The organism is Streptomyces sp. NPDC002698, assembly GCF_042888945.1.
GTDB lineage: Bacteria > Actinomycetota > Actinomycetes > Streptomycetales > Streptomycetaceae > Streptomyces.
The window spans coordinates 33,751-47,153 of the sequence record NZ_JBIAQM010000027.1 but is presented as its reverse complement, the minus strand read 5'-3'; the positions used below and the strand labels follow the sequence as shown (position 1 = coordinate 47,153).

At 70.8% G+C, this 13,403-nt stretch carries 11 protein-coding genes and 1 pseudogene; 6 read left to right on the top strand and 6 right to left on the bottom strand.

What is annotated here, in order from left to right; translation table 11 throughout:
- Positions 1 to 2: 2 nt before the first annotated feature.
- On the bottom strand, positions 3 to 728 hold the full coding sequence (locus ACFYW9_RS29860; protein ID WP_389156669.1) for a GAF and ANTAR domain-containing protein: 726 nt from the start codon (positions 726 to 728) through the stop codon (positions 3 to 5).
- 31 nt (positions 729 to 759) lie between these two features.
- Positions 760 to 1,563 (bottom strand): GAF and ANTAR domain-containing protein, encoded by an 804-nt coding sequence (locus tag ACFYW9_RS29855; RefSeq protein ID WP_389156666.1) that lies wholly within the window; start codon positions 1,561 to 1,563, stop codon positions 760 to 762.
- Positions 1,564 to 3,321: 1,758 nt separating this feature from the next.
- On the opposite strand from ACFYW9_RS29855, the gene ACFYW9_RS29850 reads away from it, so the two are divergent.
- The 4 genes from ACFYW9_RS29850 (at position 3,322) to ACFYW9_RS29835 (ending at position 6,963) form a co-directional block, all read left to right on the top strand.
- Positions 3,322 to 3,600, top strand: coding sequence for a hypothetical protein (locus tag ACFYW9_RS29850; RefSeq protein ID WP_389156663.1), 279 nt, complete (start codon positions 3,322 to 3,324; stop codon positions 3,598 to 3,600).
- 672 nt (positions 3,601 to 4,272) lie between these two features.
- Positions 4,273 to 4,602 carry a MerR family transcriptional regulator gene (locus tag ACFYW9_RS29845; protein WP_389156660.1) on the top strand — a complete coding sequence of 110 codons (330 nt, stop codon included), beginning with the start codon at positions 4,273 to 4,275 and terminating at the stop codon, positions 4,600 to 4,602.
- 60 nt (positions 4,603 to 4,662) lie between these two features.
- The gene (locus tag ACFYW9_RS29840) at positions 4,663 to 5,460 is read left to right on the top strand and encodes a hemolysin III family protein (protein WP_389156657.1); all 798 of its coding nucleotides are present in this window, start codon (positions 4,663 to 4,665) and stop codon (positions 5,458 to 5,460) included.
- Between the two features lie 264 nt (positions 5,461 to 5,724).
- A complete protein-coding gene (locus ACFYW9_RS29835) occupies positions 5,725 to 6,963 on the top strand; it encodes a PP2C family protein-serine/threonine phosphatase (RefSeq protein WP_389156654.1) in 1,239 nt (412 codons plus the stop codon).
- A 131-nt stretch (positions 6,964 to 7,094) separates the two neighbouring features.
- On the opposite strand, the gene ACFYW9_RS29830 is transcribed toward ACFYW9_RS29835, so the two are convergent.
- The 3 genes from ACFYW9_RS29830 to ACFYW9_RS29820 all read right to left on the bottom strand — a co-directional run bounded on the left by ACFYW9_RS29830 (position 7,095) and on the right by ACFYW9_RS29820 (position 9,035).
- Positions 7,095 to 7,700 (bottom strand): DUF5994 family protein, encoded by a 606-nt coding sequence (locus tag ACFYW9_RS29830; RefSeq protein WP_389156651.1) that lies wholly within the window; start codon positions 7,698 to 7,700, stop codon positions 7,095 to 7,097.
- A gap of 265 nt (positions 7,701 to 7,965) precedes the next feature.
- Positions 7,966 to 8,634 carry a hypothetical protein gene (locus tag ACFYW9_RS29825; protein WP_389156648.1) on the bottom strand — a complete coding sequence of 223 codons (669 nt, stop codon included), beginning with the start codon at positions 8,632 to 8,634 and terminating at the stop codon, positions 7,966 to 7,968.
- Positions 8,631 to 9,035 (bottom strand): STAS domain-containing protein, encoded by a 405-nt coding sequence (locus tag ACFYW9_RS29820; protein WP_389156644.1) that lies wholly within the window; start codon positions 9,033 to 9,035, stop codon positions 8,631 to 8,633. The genes ACFYW9_RS29825 and ACFYW9_RS29820 overlap by 4 nt, the downstream gene beginning before the upstream one ends.
- 651 nt (positions 9,036 to 9,686) lie before the next feature.
- Here ACFYW9_RS29820 and ACFYW9_RS29815 point away from each other — a divergent pair.
- Positions 9,687 to 9,939 (top strand): annotated as a pseudogene (locus tag ACFYW9_RS29815) (FAD-dependent oxidoreductase); the annotation flags it as partial.
- Positions 9,940 to 10,055: 116 nt separating this feature from the next.
- On the opposite strand, the gene ACFYW9_RS29810 reads toward ACFYW9_RS29815, so the two are convergent.
- On the bottom strand, positions 10,056 to 10,889 hold the full coding sequence (locus ACFYW9_RS29810; protein ID WP_389156641.1) for a serine hydrolase domain-containing protein: 834 nt from the start codon (positions 10,887 to 10,889) through the stop codon (positions 10,056 to 10,058).
- Between the two features lie 437 nt (positions 10,890 to 11,326).
- Here ACFYW9_RS29810 and ACFYW9_RS29805 point away from each other — a divergent pair, with 437 nt between their 5' ends.
- Positions 11,327 to 13,150 carry a gamma-glutamyltransferase family protein gene (locus tag ACFYW9_RS29805; protein ID WP_389156638.1) on the top strand — a complete coding sequence of 608 codons (1,824 nt, stop codon included), beginning with the start codon at positions 11,327 to 11,329 and terminating at the stop codon, positions 13,148 to 13,150.
- Positions 13,151 to 13,403: the final 253 nt, after the last annotated feature.

Genomic DNA, 13,403 nt, shown 5'->3' with positions numbered 1-13,403 from the left:
GTTCAGGAACTTCGGGAACTGAGGCCGGGGAGGTACTCGGTCTCGTCGATGAAGGCGCGGGCGACATCCGAGAGGCGGCGGTTGTGGGAGCGGGCGTAGGCCCTCAGGGTGGTGAAGGCCCGTTCCATGTCCGTGTGGCGGCGTTCGGCGAGTTTTCCCTTGGCCTGTTCGATCAGGACGCGGCTGCTGAGGGCTGTCTGCAACTGCTCGTTGAGGAGCGTGTTGCGCTCGGTGGTGCGTTGTTGCAGCAGGCTGATGGTGGCGACGTCTGCGAGGGCCTGGGCGAAGGGGGTGGCGGAGGGGCTGATGGGTGCCGGGGTGGCGTGGAAGAGGTTGAGGGCGCCGACGACCTCGTCGCGCAGGCGCATGGGCAGCGCCTGGACGGCGGTGAAGCCGCTGCGCTGAGCCTGGGCGGTGAACAGGGGCCAGCGGGCCGCCTCGTCGCGCAGGTCGTGGACGGAGACCGCGATTCCGGTGTGGAAGCAGTCGAGGCAGGGGCCTTCGTGGTTCTGGAGCTGGAAGAGTTCCAGGAGGCGCACCCGTTCGTCGGAGGCGGCCATGACGCGCAGTACGCCGTCACGGTCGGCGAGCAGGACGCCCGCCGCGCTCGCGTCGAGCAGGTCGACGCAGCGGTCGGTGAGCAGGCGCAGGAAGTCCATGAGGTCGAAGTCGGCGACGAGACTGTCGGCGAGCTCGACGAACGTCCGGGCCATCAGTTGTTCCTTCATCGTGCACACCTCTGTGGATGGGGTGTGAGCATCAAGACTCCTCGTCGGGGGGTCGTGCCTCCGGCGGTCGGATGTCGGACGGAGCCGTGTCCGGGGGGAGGCGGAGCCGGTGGGCGACCACGTCGGCGGCGACCACCGAGATCCGTGTCCCCCGGGCGTAGGCGTGGGCGCGCAGCCGGATGAAGGCTTCCTCGAAGCCGACGTCGAGCTGGACCATGAGGATGCCGGTGGCCTGGTCGATCTCGGCGCGGTATCCGCCCAGGTCGTCGAAGGGCGCGGTGTCCGGCCGGTCGGTGCCGGCCACGTGGGTGTCGAACGGGACACCTGTCTCACTGATCCGGGCATCGAGCAGAATCAACGTGGCAGCGTCGGCGAAGGCCATCGCGTCGGCCACCTCCTCCGCGTCCAGCTCGACCGAACTGCCGGAGTACAGGTCGAGTACGCCGGGGCTGACGGCCCCGATCCGCAGGGGGAAGGCGAAGACCGCTCTGGCACCCGCCTCCAGAGCCGCGTCGGCGAACACCGTCCAATGCCGCTGGAGTTCACCGGCCAACAGGTCGGGGCAGAGGACCGTCGAGCCGAGGACGTGGGCGTCCACGCACGGTCCCTCGCCCAGGGTGAGCTGGAGTTCCTCCAGATGCTGACTGACGGAGTCGGTGCTGCACAGTGGATGACTCGCCCGGTCGCGGGACATCGCGGACATCCCGGCCCCGCCGACCGGCAGTGCCGCCACCGCCGCCGTACACACGTCGAGGACGCTCACCCGGGCGCCGCGCAGAGCCGCCTGCTCGGCCACGAGAGCCTGGATCCGCGCCGACCGGCTGCCGGGGATCATGGCGACCACCGGGTCCAGGAGCGCTGATCAAGTCCCGGCAGCCTCGCCGCCGTTCGTACCCCCGAGGGGAGAGCCGGCGCCAGGAGCACGGCGCCGTCGGCTGCCCTGCGGCCGTCTCCGACGTCCGTCCGGTCCCAGGGGAATCCGGACGCGCACCCCACCGAATTCGATGCCTCAGCGGTCAGCACCGTCGACCCCGGTCGCCCGGTGTCATGCGCGACACGGTGCAGGACTCCATGTACGGGTCCGCCAGATCCTCCCGTCGTTCCATGACCTGCCGACGGTTGAGCCGGTACTGACTCAGGGGCGTCACAGCACACCGCCCGGGAGAGCGGCCGGCGCCGACGCGAGCCGGTGTGTGGCCCGGTGCACGGGAGAGGGCCGCGAGGACGGTCGGCTCCCGGCGAAGGCGTTCGGAAGGGCGAGGAAGCGGGAGTCCGAGCCGGTGAGGGGGCCGAGGTGTTCCAACGCCGTTCTGGACCGGTGCAGTTGCAGGGGATCCTCCGGCCGTGGCGCTGCGCGGCAGGGCGTGGAGGAAGGCGTTGATGCCGCTGTGGTCGCAGGAGGTCACGGCGGTGACATCGACATCGATGGTGTGGATGCCGTCGTGCGGGTACCGCTCCGCAGGCGTGTGCACCAAGGGCACCGATTGCAGGTCGATTTCGCCAGCCAGGGTGGCCGGCGCCCGGTTGTCCGTGTCGTGCCGGCAGACGTTCAGGATCGGTGGGATACCCATGGGCAGGGTGCCTCGGTTCACGAGACCGTACCGGGTGCGCGGTACGGTCGTACGGTCGTGCAGGCAGGTGAATGACCGATCCAGCAGCCGATGTTCCGGAGCACAGGACCCAGCCGGTTACCTCGGGATGCGCGGGGCGGGCGGACGGGTGATCCGCTCTCCGCAGGCATGTGGGCCAAGCAGTGGTGGCCCGCCAGGGTCTGGGACGTCCGTACGCAGCATAGTCCCGAGGCCGGTCTCTTGGTTGGTCCGGAGAGGGGCACCACGATGTTCACACCGTGGTGCCCAGGTGGCTCCCATGCCGTGCCGGTGCTCCGGATCGCGGGAAATTCCTTACTTCCGCGGGGTTCGGGCGGAGCGGAGGGCGGAATGCACCGTCCGGGTGATCCGGAGTGACATGGCCTGCGCCGTGCTGTCGGTCAACGCCCGGCTACCTCCCTTGTCAACGCAGTGTCGACAAACGGGAGTTCCGTGAGCTGGACAGGGGCCGCTGGGGCGAACGGAGTCTCGGCGGGAGCGTTGACCCGATCGGCCGTTGGCGCCGGCAGGATGCGGTCCTCCCACCAGGACAGGCCCATCACGACGGCGAGCAGGACGAAGGGGGTCGAAGCCGGAACGATCAGCGCGTACATGTGTACCGCCTGCGGTGGTATGCGTGCGACGTGGCGGACAGCACAAGGGTGCCCGTCTGGGGCGCATCGATGCTGCGCCAGGGTCCAGGGGCGACGGCGGGTGCGGGAGCGGCCCGTTGGTGACGGGACGGAGTCCGGCACTGATGCGTGAGGTGCGCCCCCGAAGGGGCGCGAGAGGTGATCGACGCTGCCGGGGGCTCGGGCCGTACCCCGCACGTTAGCCCTCACCGCACTCCCCGGACAGACGTCAAGCGGCCATCCGCTTCCGGCCGTTTCCGCCGGACGTCGCGGACATGGGGTGCTATCCGCGACCTCTTGGAAGGGCTACGCTGTGCGAACAGGCCCTGGCCCCCGGCAGTGATGGTTTGTTCCGCTCCAGGGAGGCCCGCCGTGTTCGTTCTGTTTCTCCTCCTGATCGTCGTCCTGTTCGGTCTCGGCTTTCTCAATCCCCTCTGGTGGGTGGCCGCGGCCACGTTGCTCTTCGGCGCCACCCGCTACGGCCGCGATCGCGGGGGAGGCTGGATCCGCGGCGACGGTTCCGATCTCAAGGGCTACCGGGACTACCAGCAGCGCCGGGACCGTCAGGACCGCTGGGACCGCCGCTACAGCCGTCAGAACCGGGCGCGCTGGAGGCGCGAGGACCGTCGGGGCCACGAACGCCGCAGGTGACCGATGAACCGGCTTGGCGTCAAGAGGTTTCCGGGTGGCCTTCGGCCCCATCGGGCGCACGGGCCCGCTCCGTCAACTGCTCGCCCGGTGACCGGTCCAGGCCGACTGTTCCCGCCGACCCCGCACCCGTTCCGCCGAGGCGGAAGCCGCGTCCGGGATCAGTACGACAGCGGGGTTCCCAGGTCCGCACTGACCGCTTCCACCGTGGGGGCAGCTTCGGAAGCAGCTCCCAGAGCGGTCGTGAGCCTCCCGCCCACTCGATCAGGGTTCCGCGGTCGACCAGACGCAGCTTCTGGACCTCGCCGACGGAAAGCCCCCGAGGTGAAGCGTTCGTTCGTCCCCAGAAGCACGGCGCCCCCGTCGTGCAGCCGGCGCGGCCCGTGTCAGGGGTACGCCACTCACGGATCTCGGCTGCCCGGATGATGTGCTGTCCCTCTTGAGCGGGACACCCGTCGATGCGAGGCGCGCCCCTTGGAAGGTCGCGGCCTGGCCGGGACCGCCAGTGCGGCTGTAACAACGACTCCGGCGCAAACACGCCGGAGTCGCCCTTCCGGGCGGCTGCACGTGAGAGTGAGCCAACCCACGATCCATGGTACTGCGGGTGGCGCGGCTCGCACTTTCCCGAACGTCGCATCAGCCACGCTCTCCAGCACTACGTAAATGGAGGTGCAAGTGACAGCAGACGACTCGTTCGGCCGTCTCGATGACGATTACCCCGACTGCACCATGGGCCGGGCCGCCGACATGCTCGGTACCACCCAGGGCTTCCTCCGTGCCATCGGTGAAGCCTGCCTCAGCACCCCGCTGCGCTCCGAAGGCGGACATCGCCGCTACTCCCGCTGCAGGCTGCGGATCGCCGCGCGCGCCCGGGAACTCGTCGACCACGGCACCCCGATCGAGGCCGCCTGCCGCATCGTCATCCTCGAAGACCGGCTCGAAGAAGCCCGGCGCATCAACGCCGAATACCGCCGCGTCGCGTCCCGGCACACGACCGCCACCTGAACCGCGGTCCGCGGCGGCGTGCCGGGCGGTACTCTTCCGACTGCTTCAGAATATGAGTGCATGATCGCCGAAGATGCTCAGCCGCCTGCACACGGACGGGAGTCCCGGAGCGGCACCACGCCCGACGCCCAGCGCACCCCTGCCGTCGATGCACCCGCGGGCGCGACCGGTCGGCCGGCTGCCGGGCGGGCGGCGGGCGGCCTGGAAGGCGGGGCGGAACGGGCGGCGGCTGCGCTGAAGCCGAGGATGCGCGGCCGGCTGCACGCCGGGGTGTTCCCGCTCTCGCTGGTCGGCGGCGTCGTCCTGATCTCCGTTTCGCGCTCGGCTGCGGCAGTGGCGGCCTGCTCGGTGTACGCGGTGTCGGCCTGCCTGCTGTTCGGTACCAGCGCGGTCTACCACCGCGGAACGTGGGGGCCGCGCGGGGAGGCGGTCCTGCGGCGGCCGGACCACGCGAACATCTTCCTGATCATCGCCGGCACCTGCACCCCCCTGGCCGTGCTCCTCATCCCGTCGGACCAGCGGTCCGTGCTGCTGTGGATCGTGTGGACAGGCGCGCTGGCCGGCATCGCGTTCCGGGTCCTGTGGGTCGCGGCTCCGCGCCGGCTGTACACCCCGTGCTACCTGGCCCTGGGATGGGCACCGGTGTGCTACCTGCCCGACTTCCTGCACACCGGGGGAGCGGCCGTACTCGCCCTGATCGTGGCCGGCGGGCTGCTCTACAGCGCGGGCGCGGTCGTCTACGCCCTCAAGCGTCCCGATCCTTCACCGGCCTGGTTCGGCTTCCACGAGGTCTTCCACGCCCTGACCGTCACCGCCTTCACCGCGCACTACACGGCCATCGTCCTGGCAGCCGCGTGACGGCATTCGGGGGATGCCGAAGCGCAGGACGCGGCGGACGGGCCCGGCCGCACATGGTCCGGGAGAGGCTGGTGGGCGGGGCGGCTCCCGGGTCCCGGGGTGCAAGGTGACCTGTCCGGTGCTGGGCTTGGCACAGGTCTTTCGCACATCCGGGGCGGAGTCCTGAGCGTCATCGAGCAGTGAGGAGCCGCTGTGACCGCAAGAGGGCCGGGCGGCGGGCGAGCCCCTCGTCATTCCGGGGGCGACAGCCGTCGGGGCAGTGCGATGACCTTGGCGGGGACGTTGGAGGCGGCGGAGGCCGCGGCGCCCGTGGAGTCGCTCGACGTGGTCGCGCGCATGCTCAAGGAGCATCTCGGGGCCGTGTCGGTGTCGTTCCTCATCACCGACTTCACCGGCAGCTCCGTCGTACGGCTGGGGGCGGCGGGCAGCGTCGACACCGATGAACCCGCCCGGCGCATCACGTTGCGGGGCACCCTGTACGACGACGTGATCCGCACCCAGCGGCCGAGCGTGGAGGACAGGGGTGAGGGCGCACTGGTGCGGATCGTGGCCCCGGTGACCAACCGCGGGGACGCCATCGGGCTCCTCGAACTGTTCCTGCCCGCGGCGCCGGACGCGGAGGTGATGCGGGAGATCGGCGAGACCGCGCACGCGCTGGCGTACATCGTCATCGCGAACCGGTCCTTCACCGACGTCTACCAGTGGGGCCGCCGCACCACCCCGCTGAGCCTGGCCGCCGAGATCCAGCACCGGCTGCTCCCGGCATCACTGGCGTGTGAGGCGGCGCAGTTCGCGGTCGCCGGGGCGCTGGAGCCGGCCGACCACGTCGGGGGTGACACCTTCGACTACGTGATCGACCGGGACACCGTCCAGCTCTCCGTCACCGACGCCATGGGCCACGACGTCGACGCCGCACTCCTGGCCACCCTCGTGGTCGGGGCCCTGCGCCGAGCGCGGCGGGCCGGTGCGAGCCTTGGGGAGCAGGCCCACGAAGCAGACCGCGCCGTGCGGGAACACGGCCGCGAGGGTTATGTCACCGGTCAGCTGCTGCGGATCGGTCTGCTCGACGGCAGTACCGAGTTCGTCAACGCCGGGCACCCCTGGCCGCTGCGGATGCGGGACGGCCAGGTACGGGAGATCGTTCCGAAGGTCGACAGGCCGTTCGGCTTCCACGCCCCGCACGCCTACCGGGTGCAGTCGTTGGACCTGCGGCCGGGCGACCGGCTGGTGATGCTGACCGACGGCATGCTGGAGCGCAACGCCAACAGCCTGGACCTGTCGGACCTGATCGTCCGCACCCGCGCACTGCATCCCCGCGAAGCTGCTCGCGCCCTCATCGGGGCGATCGTCGACGCCGGCCATGGTCGCCTGGAAGACGACGCGACCGTCATGTGCCTGGACTGGCATGACGGCAGCCGCTCTCAGCGGGACGCCGCCACCGGCGCCGACCTCACCGACGCCTCACAACCGTCAGGGACGGGACGGACCAGTCCCGGGCGATGACTCTGGGCGGGGGTGGGGAGGAAGGCGGCGACGCGGTCGCTGTGCTGCGAAATTGAGCAGGTGGACGAGAAGCACCACGGGGCCGACCATCGCCAGGAGCACGACCATGGTCACAAACGTGTGCGTGGTCCTCACCTCCCCATCGGCTGATACGGCAGCGTGGCGGTGACGAGCGGGATCCGTGGACGCACGGGAGGCGAGACCGGACCGCGGACCTCATGTCCTCCTTCGGAGTCCCAGACCGCCTCCACGGCCCGGTCGCTCTCTGACACCGTCCGCAGGCGCGCCGCCTCCTCCATCAGCCGGCTCGCGGTCGACGTGCCCAGGGGGTCGCTCGCGGCGGCCATCAGCCAGGCGGCTGAGACGGGGTCCGTCCGCGGCGGGATCACCAGGAGGTTCCAGCGGCCCATGTGGTAGGAGAGCAGCAGTAGTTCATGTGGGTCCTGCTCGGCCAGGAAGCAACCCACGTTCACCACGTGCCCGGCGACGGTCACCTTGCGCGGGACGACCGGCCAGTGTGTGGGATTCACCGTCACCCGGGTGATCCGCCCCCACAGCGGATCCAGTACGGCTGTCAGGGCGGGGAGTTCCGCCCCGAGATCGCGGGCGCGGGGCCACCATGCGCCGTCCAGCAGGGCCGGAGCGGGACCGATGGGAGCGAGCGAGAGACGGAGAGAGGACGAGGAGGACCGGTCTTCGACTTCGGGTGTCGGCGAGAGGGAAACGGCCGCAGTCATGACGCGAACCCTGCCCCGGGCCGGTTGTCGACCGGCCCGGCATAGTGAATCGCCGAAAACGACACGAGCGTGGAAGCCGGTGCGCGAGAAATCCTCGGTGATTTCACCGTACTCCTCGGACCAGCCGAACGGACCGTACGCTCAACCCGTCCCGTGCCGAAGCGTCTTGTCCACGGCGTGCATCGCAGGGCGGCGAACCGGGTACCGCACAGGGCCGCCGGCTCGGCGACCAGCACCTGGATGCGGGCCGACCGGCTGTCTGACCTCACCCAGGCCACCGCGTCCAGGCATCGTGCGCAAATCCCCCCGGTCTCGGGGAGGTCGGTTTGCCGACGGGAAGGATCAGCACCCGGAGCCGCGTGGCGCCGGTCGGCTTCCAGAACGCTCCCACGTTCAGCCATCCCCAGGAACGGAGCGTGTTGAGGGTGGGGTGATCGGCCCGGTCCACCAGGACGGCGCCGAGTGACGCCCGGTGGTCGGCCAGCAGCCGCTCCTGCAACCGGAGAGCCACGTGCGCGTCCTGCGGGTGCGGGGGGATCAGGATGTCGGTGATCACGAAGATGCCGCCGGCCGCTGCGAGTTGTTCGACGCCGCGCGGTGGGGTTCGGTCGAACGCGATCCACCCGAAGGCGTCGCTGAGCATCGGGAATCCGAAAGCACATCCCACCAGTCCGTCCGTCTCCGCGATCACCATCGCGAAGCCCGGCCGCCGGATGTCGGCTGTGAGACGGTTCAGAAACTGCCGGCGGCTGGGACGGCGGTACGCATCAGGACGCGATGATGTCCCGTGGGAGTCCACATACAGATCCGTCAGCTTCCCGCTCAGATCCTGTGCCAGCCCGCGGTTCACCCGACGTAACCGGACCGCCTCCCCGGTGGACGATTCGCAGCCACGGGGCTTTCGTGGCCGCCCCCGCCCCGCCCATGCCGTCACGGCGCATCACCCGAGAGCACAGAGGCAAGCGGAACAGCCCGGCGCCGCGGGGTCTGGGCGGTCGGGGCCGGGACATCCCCGAGCGGATCGTCGAGGAGCAGGAACCCGGAGCCGGTGAGGTCGAGGATCAGACCCAGTGTCGGTGGCGGGTGGTGGAGCCGCAGGGTCCCGCCGGCCTCGGTGGTCTGCTGCGCGGCGTGGAGGAAGACGTTGAGGCCGGTGCAGTCGCAGAAGGTGACAGGGGTGAGGTCGATGTCGATGGTGCGGATGCCGTCGCTCAGACATCGCGCCAGCGCCGTGCGTACCGGCGGGGCCGATTCCAGGTCGATCTCACCGGCCAGGGTGATCAGTGCCCGCTTTCCTCGGTCATGGCGGAAGACGGTGAGCTGCGGGAGCGGCATGATGCCTCGGTTCGGTGGACCATCCGTCAGCGGACGCGGTGACGCCGGGGATCCCGGCCCCCCCATGGCGCGCTGCCGGCAGGGCGTACGTTCGGCGGAGACGGAGCAGCGGCCGGTCCGACAGCCCGTGCGACGGTGCACCGGACCCGCGCAGTTCCCTCCAGGGATGCGCCGGGTCACAGACGAAGAGTCCGCTCCCTGCAGCCATCTGTGTCGGGTAACGACAAGCCGCCAGGGTCTGGGACGTCCGTACAGCAGCATAGTCCTCGACCCGGTCCGGCGGACGGCCGGAAGCCGTCCGTTCCTCGTACCCGGGCGACGCCCGGAGACGATGCCGTGCGAGTACGTCCGTGCCCCGCGTGATCCTTGGGCAGACAGCGCGAAACACGGTGACCACCGCGATCCGGGGTGACTGACCGTGCACCACACAAGGAGGCGGCTCCGTATGACGGAGTCGAACAGTTCGACTCCGCGGGCCGCACGGCCCGGACCTGGGGAACCGTCGGCGACCCGCGGCTGGACAACCGTCGCGGACGGAGCGGTTGAGAAGATCGCCGGGATTGGCGCACGGGAAGTCCCCGGAGTCAAACGCGTGGGTCGGCGGATTCACTCGCACCGGGCCGCCTGCGCGACTGTGAACCGGGCGGGCACGCCATCGGCCACGACCCGCGCACCGAGCTGTTCAAGGGACAGCTCGACTTGGACGACGACGGCTGTCGAGGTCCAGTCCCCTTCCACCCGCACGAACATCGCCGGGGTCTACGGCGCCGGCGACGTCACCGTCCACGCCTATCGCCAGGCCGTCACTGCCGCAGCCAGCGGTTGCGTGGCCGCCCTCGATGCCGAGTGGTATCTCGCCGCCCTGGCAGCGGACGAACCGGAACTGGTCGCCGTCAGCACATAGAACAGGACGCCGCCCCGCAGCCTGCCGGCCGTGAGGTGAGGACAAGGACCTCCGCGACATGGAAGCCCTGTCCCCGGCGCCGGGCGGCCGGAAGCGTTCCATGCTCGCCCCCAGCGTCAAGCTCGGGGCCCGGTGAAGTGCCTGAGCGTGTCAAGGGCCAGCTTGTCCGTCACGGCACTTCGACCGGACAGACGGTGAACAAGAATCCAGCCCTGCGGTGAGGCTCCCGCGAAAACGGACGCGCCGCCTGTCGCGCCGTTGTGCCACAGCAGGCTCCCCGCCTTCTGCCAGGCCGGTGCCGGTTCACCCAGTCTGCGGTCGACAAGCAGGTCGGTGAGGAGGCGGGCGGCGGCCCGGGGAGTGGCCCACAGCCCGCCGGCGGGAAGAATCGCGCCGTCCATGGTCCATTCCTGCCGAGACCGGCCGAACAGCCCCCTGCGGCACAGCCGTCTGCCCGACGGCGGATCGGTGGCGACGTCGGCGATACCCAGGGGACCGAGGAGGTGACGGTGCAGCAACTCCTCGTACGGGGTTCGGGTGGCCGACACGAGAGCGGCACCCAGGAGCGCGTATCCGAGGTTGGAATACTCCTCGGCGGTCCCCGCGGGAGCCGTGGCCAGGGTGTCGAGGTGCCGTACGACCGAGTCCAGGGCGTCGGCGTCGAAAGCCGCGTAAGGATCGCGCCCGCCGATGCCGGGAGGCAGTCGAGGAAGGCCCGAGGTGTGCTCGGCAAGCCGACGCGGGGTGATTCCCGTGCCGCTGGGCACCGGCAGGAACAGTTCCAGCGGGTCGTCGAGGCTCAGGACTCCGTCGTCGGCCAAGGCGGTCAGGACGGTCGCGGTGAGCGGCTTGGTCAGCGAACCGATCTGCACGAACAGGTCGGGGTCGTGGCCGTGTGAGATCCGGGGTGTCTGAAAGCTGCTGAGTATGCAGGTGGGAACTCGGCTCATGATGATCTTCTGTCGTGTGTTCGGGGCACCACGTGCCGCCGTGCCGACGGGCGTGCGATGCCGGTGGGTGGCTGTTCCGGCGATGGACGAGTCGAGAGGTCTCGCTGATGACGACCGCCCGCTGGAACAGGGCGATGACCGCGGTCCGTCGACCGGGGCGGAGCGCAATGAGCCCTGGTCCGGCTGGAGTCGGCCGGGTGGTGGATCAGTTCCAGTGGGTGTCCGTCATCAAGTGTGACGGTACGGGCGGTTCCGGACCGGGCGGATGCGGGCAGCGGACCGCGGGGCATCGCTGGAGCCCGTACGCCCTGACGCCCCCTCAAGGTCCGGTGCCTGCGTCCGGGCCGTGTACTCAGGGCCGGAGGATGGAAATACGGCCCCACGGCCACTTTGATGTTCGATGGGCTGACCGGCGCGCACAGACACCGAGGTTGCAGATGCTTTTCACGACTCGTCCGACCCTCCAGGGCACCTTCGGCATGGTGTCCTCCACACACTGGCTCGCCTCGCAGTCCGCGATGGCCGTCCTGGAGGACGGAGGCAACGCCTACGACGCCGCCGTCGCGGCCGGTTTCGTCCTGCACGTCGTGGAACCCCATCTCAACGGGCCCGCGGGCGAGGTCCCGATCATCCTGGCTCCCGCGGACGGCCCCGTGCGGGTGCTCTGCGGGCAGGGCGTCGCGCCCGCCGGAGCGACCGTCGCCCACTACAGGAGCCTCGGTCTGGAGCTCGTACCCGGTACGGGCCCGCTCGCCGCCGCCGTGCCGGGCGCGTTCGACGCCTGGATGCTGTTGCTGCGCGACCACGGCACCAAACCGCTCGCCGACGTCCTGAAGTACGCCATCGGATACGCCGAGGACGGGCACGCGCCGGTGGAGCGCGTCGGCGAGACGGTGGAGGCGGTACGCGCGCTGTTCGAGGCGGAGTGGACCTCGTCGGCCGAGGTGTATCTGCCGGGCGGCAGGTCGCCGCGCCCCGGCGAGCTGTTCCGCAATCCGGCACTCGCCGCGACCTGGCGACGGCTGCTCGACGAGGTCTCGGGCGCCGGGGACCGGGTGGCCGAGATCGACGCGGCACGGGAGGTGTGGCGCTCCGGCTTCATCGCCGAGGCCCTGGTCCGGCAGGCCCGGCGGCCCACCATGGACACCAGCGGCGAGCGTCACACCGGCACCCTGACAGCCGCCGACCTGGCCGGCTGGTCCGCGACCTACGAGGCCCCGGCGACGTACGACTGGCGGGGCTGGACCCTGTGCAAGGCGGGCCCCTGGAGCCAGGGCCCGGTCCTCCTCCAGCAACTGGCGCTGCTCCCGCCCGAACTGCCCCGCCACGGTTCCGCCGAGTACGTCCATCTGCTCGTCGAGGGCTGCAAGCTCGCCATGGCCGACCGGGAGGCCTGGTACGGCGACGCGGCCGAGGTACCGCTCGGCGACCTGCTGTCGGAGTCCTACAACGCCGCCCGGCGGGCACTCGTCGGCGACAAGGCGTCGTACGAACTGCGCCCCGGCAGTCCGGGCGGCCGGGAGCCGCGGCTGAGCGGGCACGCGCGCGTGGTGGCCGCCGAGGAGTCCGGCTTCGACGCGCTCGCGGTGCCCGGCGCCGGTGAGCCCACCATGGGCCGCGCGGCCGCGGAACCCGAAGTGGCGCCGGACGGAGGCACCCGGGGCGACACCTGCCACCTGGATGTCGTCGACCGCTGGGGCAACATGGTCGCCGCCACGCCCAGCGGCGGCTGGCTCCAGTCCAACCCGGTCGTCCCCGAACTGGGCTTCCCGCTCGGCACGCGGCTCCAGATGGCCTGGCTGGAGGAGGGGCTGCCCAACTCCCTGACCCCGGGCCGCCGGCCCCGCACGACGCTGACGCCCTCCGTGGCGCTGCGCGACGGCGTGCCCGTCATGGCGTTCGGCACTCCCGGCGGCGATCAGCAGGACCAGTGGCAGACGCACTTCTTCCTGTCCGTGGCGCTGCGCCCGCAGGTGCGCGGCGGACTCGACCTCCAGGGCGCGATCGACGCCCCGAACTGGCACAACGACAGCTTTCCGGGCTCCTTCTATCCGCGCGGAATGCGTCCGGGCAGCGTCACCGTCGAGTCCCGCACGGACGAGGGGGTCGTCGAGGAACTGCGCCGCCGGGGCCACGACGTCACGGTCGCCGAGGCCTGGTCCGAGGGGCGGCTGTGCGCGGTGGCCCGCGATCCCGGGACCGGCGTCCTGTCGGCGGGGGCCAACGCGCGCGGGATGCAGGGGTACGCGGTCGGCCGCTGAGGCCCGTCGGGGCACCGGCGCCCGTCCCGCCACCGATGGCTGTCTCGTCACCGACGGCTGTCCCACCACCCGCGCCCGTAACGGGCATCCCCCGCGCTCGTAACGGCATCCCCCGTGCCCGTACCGGGCATCCCCCGAGGCCGGGATCCCGGGTCGGTGCCGGTGATCGTCCGGCCCCGGGAATTCATGGTGATTCCACCCGGAGTACCCCGGAGGGGTGAGGATTGTCAGTGTCGCGTGTTGTCATGGAGCC

Excerpts from the sequence above, each read along its gene's own strand:
- ACFYW9_RS29860 (WP_389156669.1), bottom strand. The coding sequence starts at position 728 with ATGAAGGAACAACTGATGGCCCGGACGTTCGTCGAGCTCGCCGACAGT.
- ACFYW9_RS29855 (WP_389156666.1), bottom strand. The coding sequence starts at position 1,563 with ATGATCCCCGGCAGCCGGTCGGCGCGGATCCAGGCTCTCGTGGCCGAG.
- ACFYW9_RS29840 (WP_389156657.1), top strand. The coding sequence starts at position 4,663 with ATGATCGCCGAAGATGCTCAGCCGCCTGCACACGGACGGGAGTCCCGG.
- ACFYW9_RS29835 (WP_389156654.1), top strand. The coding sequence starts at position 5,725 with ATGACCTTGGCGGGGACGTTGGAGGCGGCGGAGGCCGCGGCGCCCGTG.
- ACFYW9_RS29830 (WP_389156651.1), bottom strand. The coding sequence starts at position 7,700 with ATGACTGCGGCCGTTTCCCTCTCGCCGACACCCGAAGTCGAAGACCGG.
- ACFYW9_RS29820 (WP_389156644.1), bottom strand. The coding sequence starts at position 9,035 with ATGCCGCTCCCGCAGCTCACCGTCTTCCGCCATGACCGAGGAAAGCGG.
- ACFYW9_RS29810 (WP_389156641.1), bottom strand. The coding sequence starts at position 10,889 with ATGAGCCGAGTTCCCACCTGCATACTCAGCAGCTTTCAGACACCCCGG.
- ACFYW9_RS29805 (WP_389156638.1), top strand. The coding sequence starts at position 11,327 with ATGCTTTTCACGACTCGTCCGACCCTCCAGGGCACCTTCGGCATGGTG.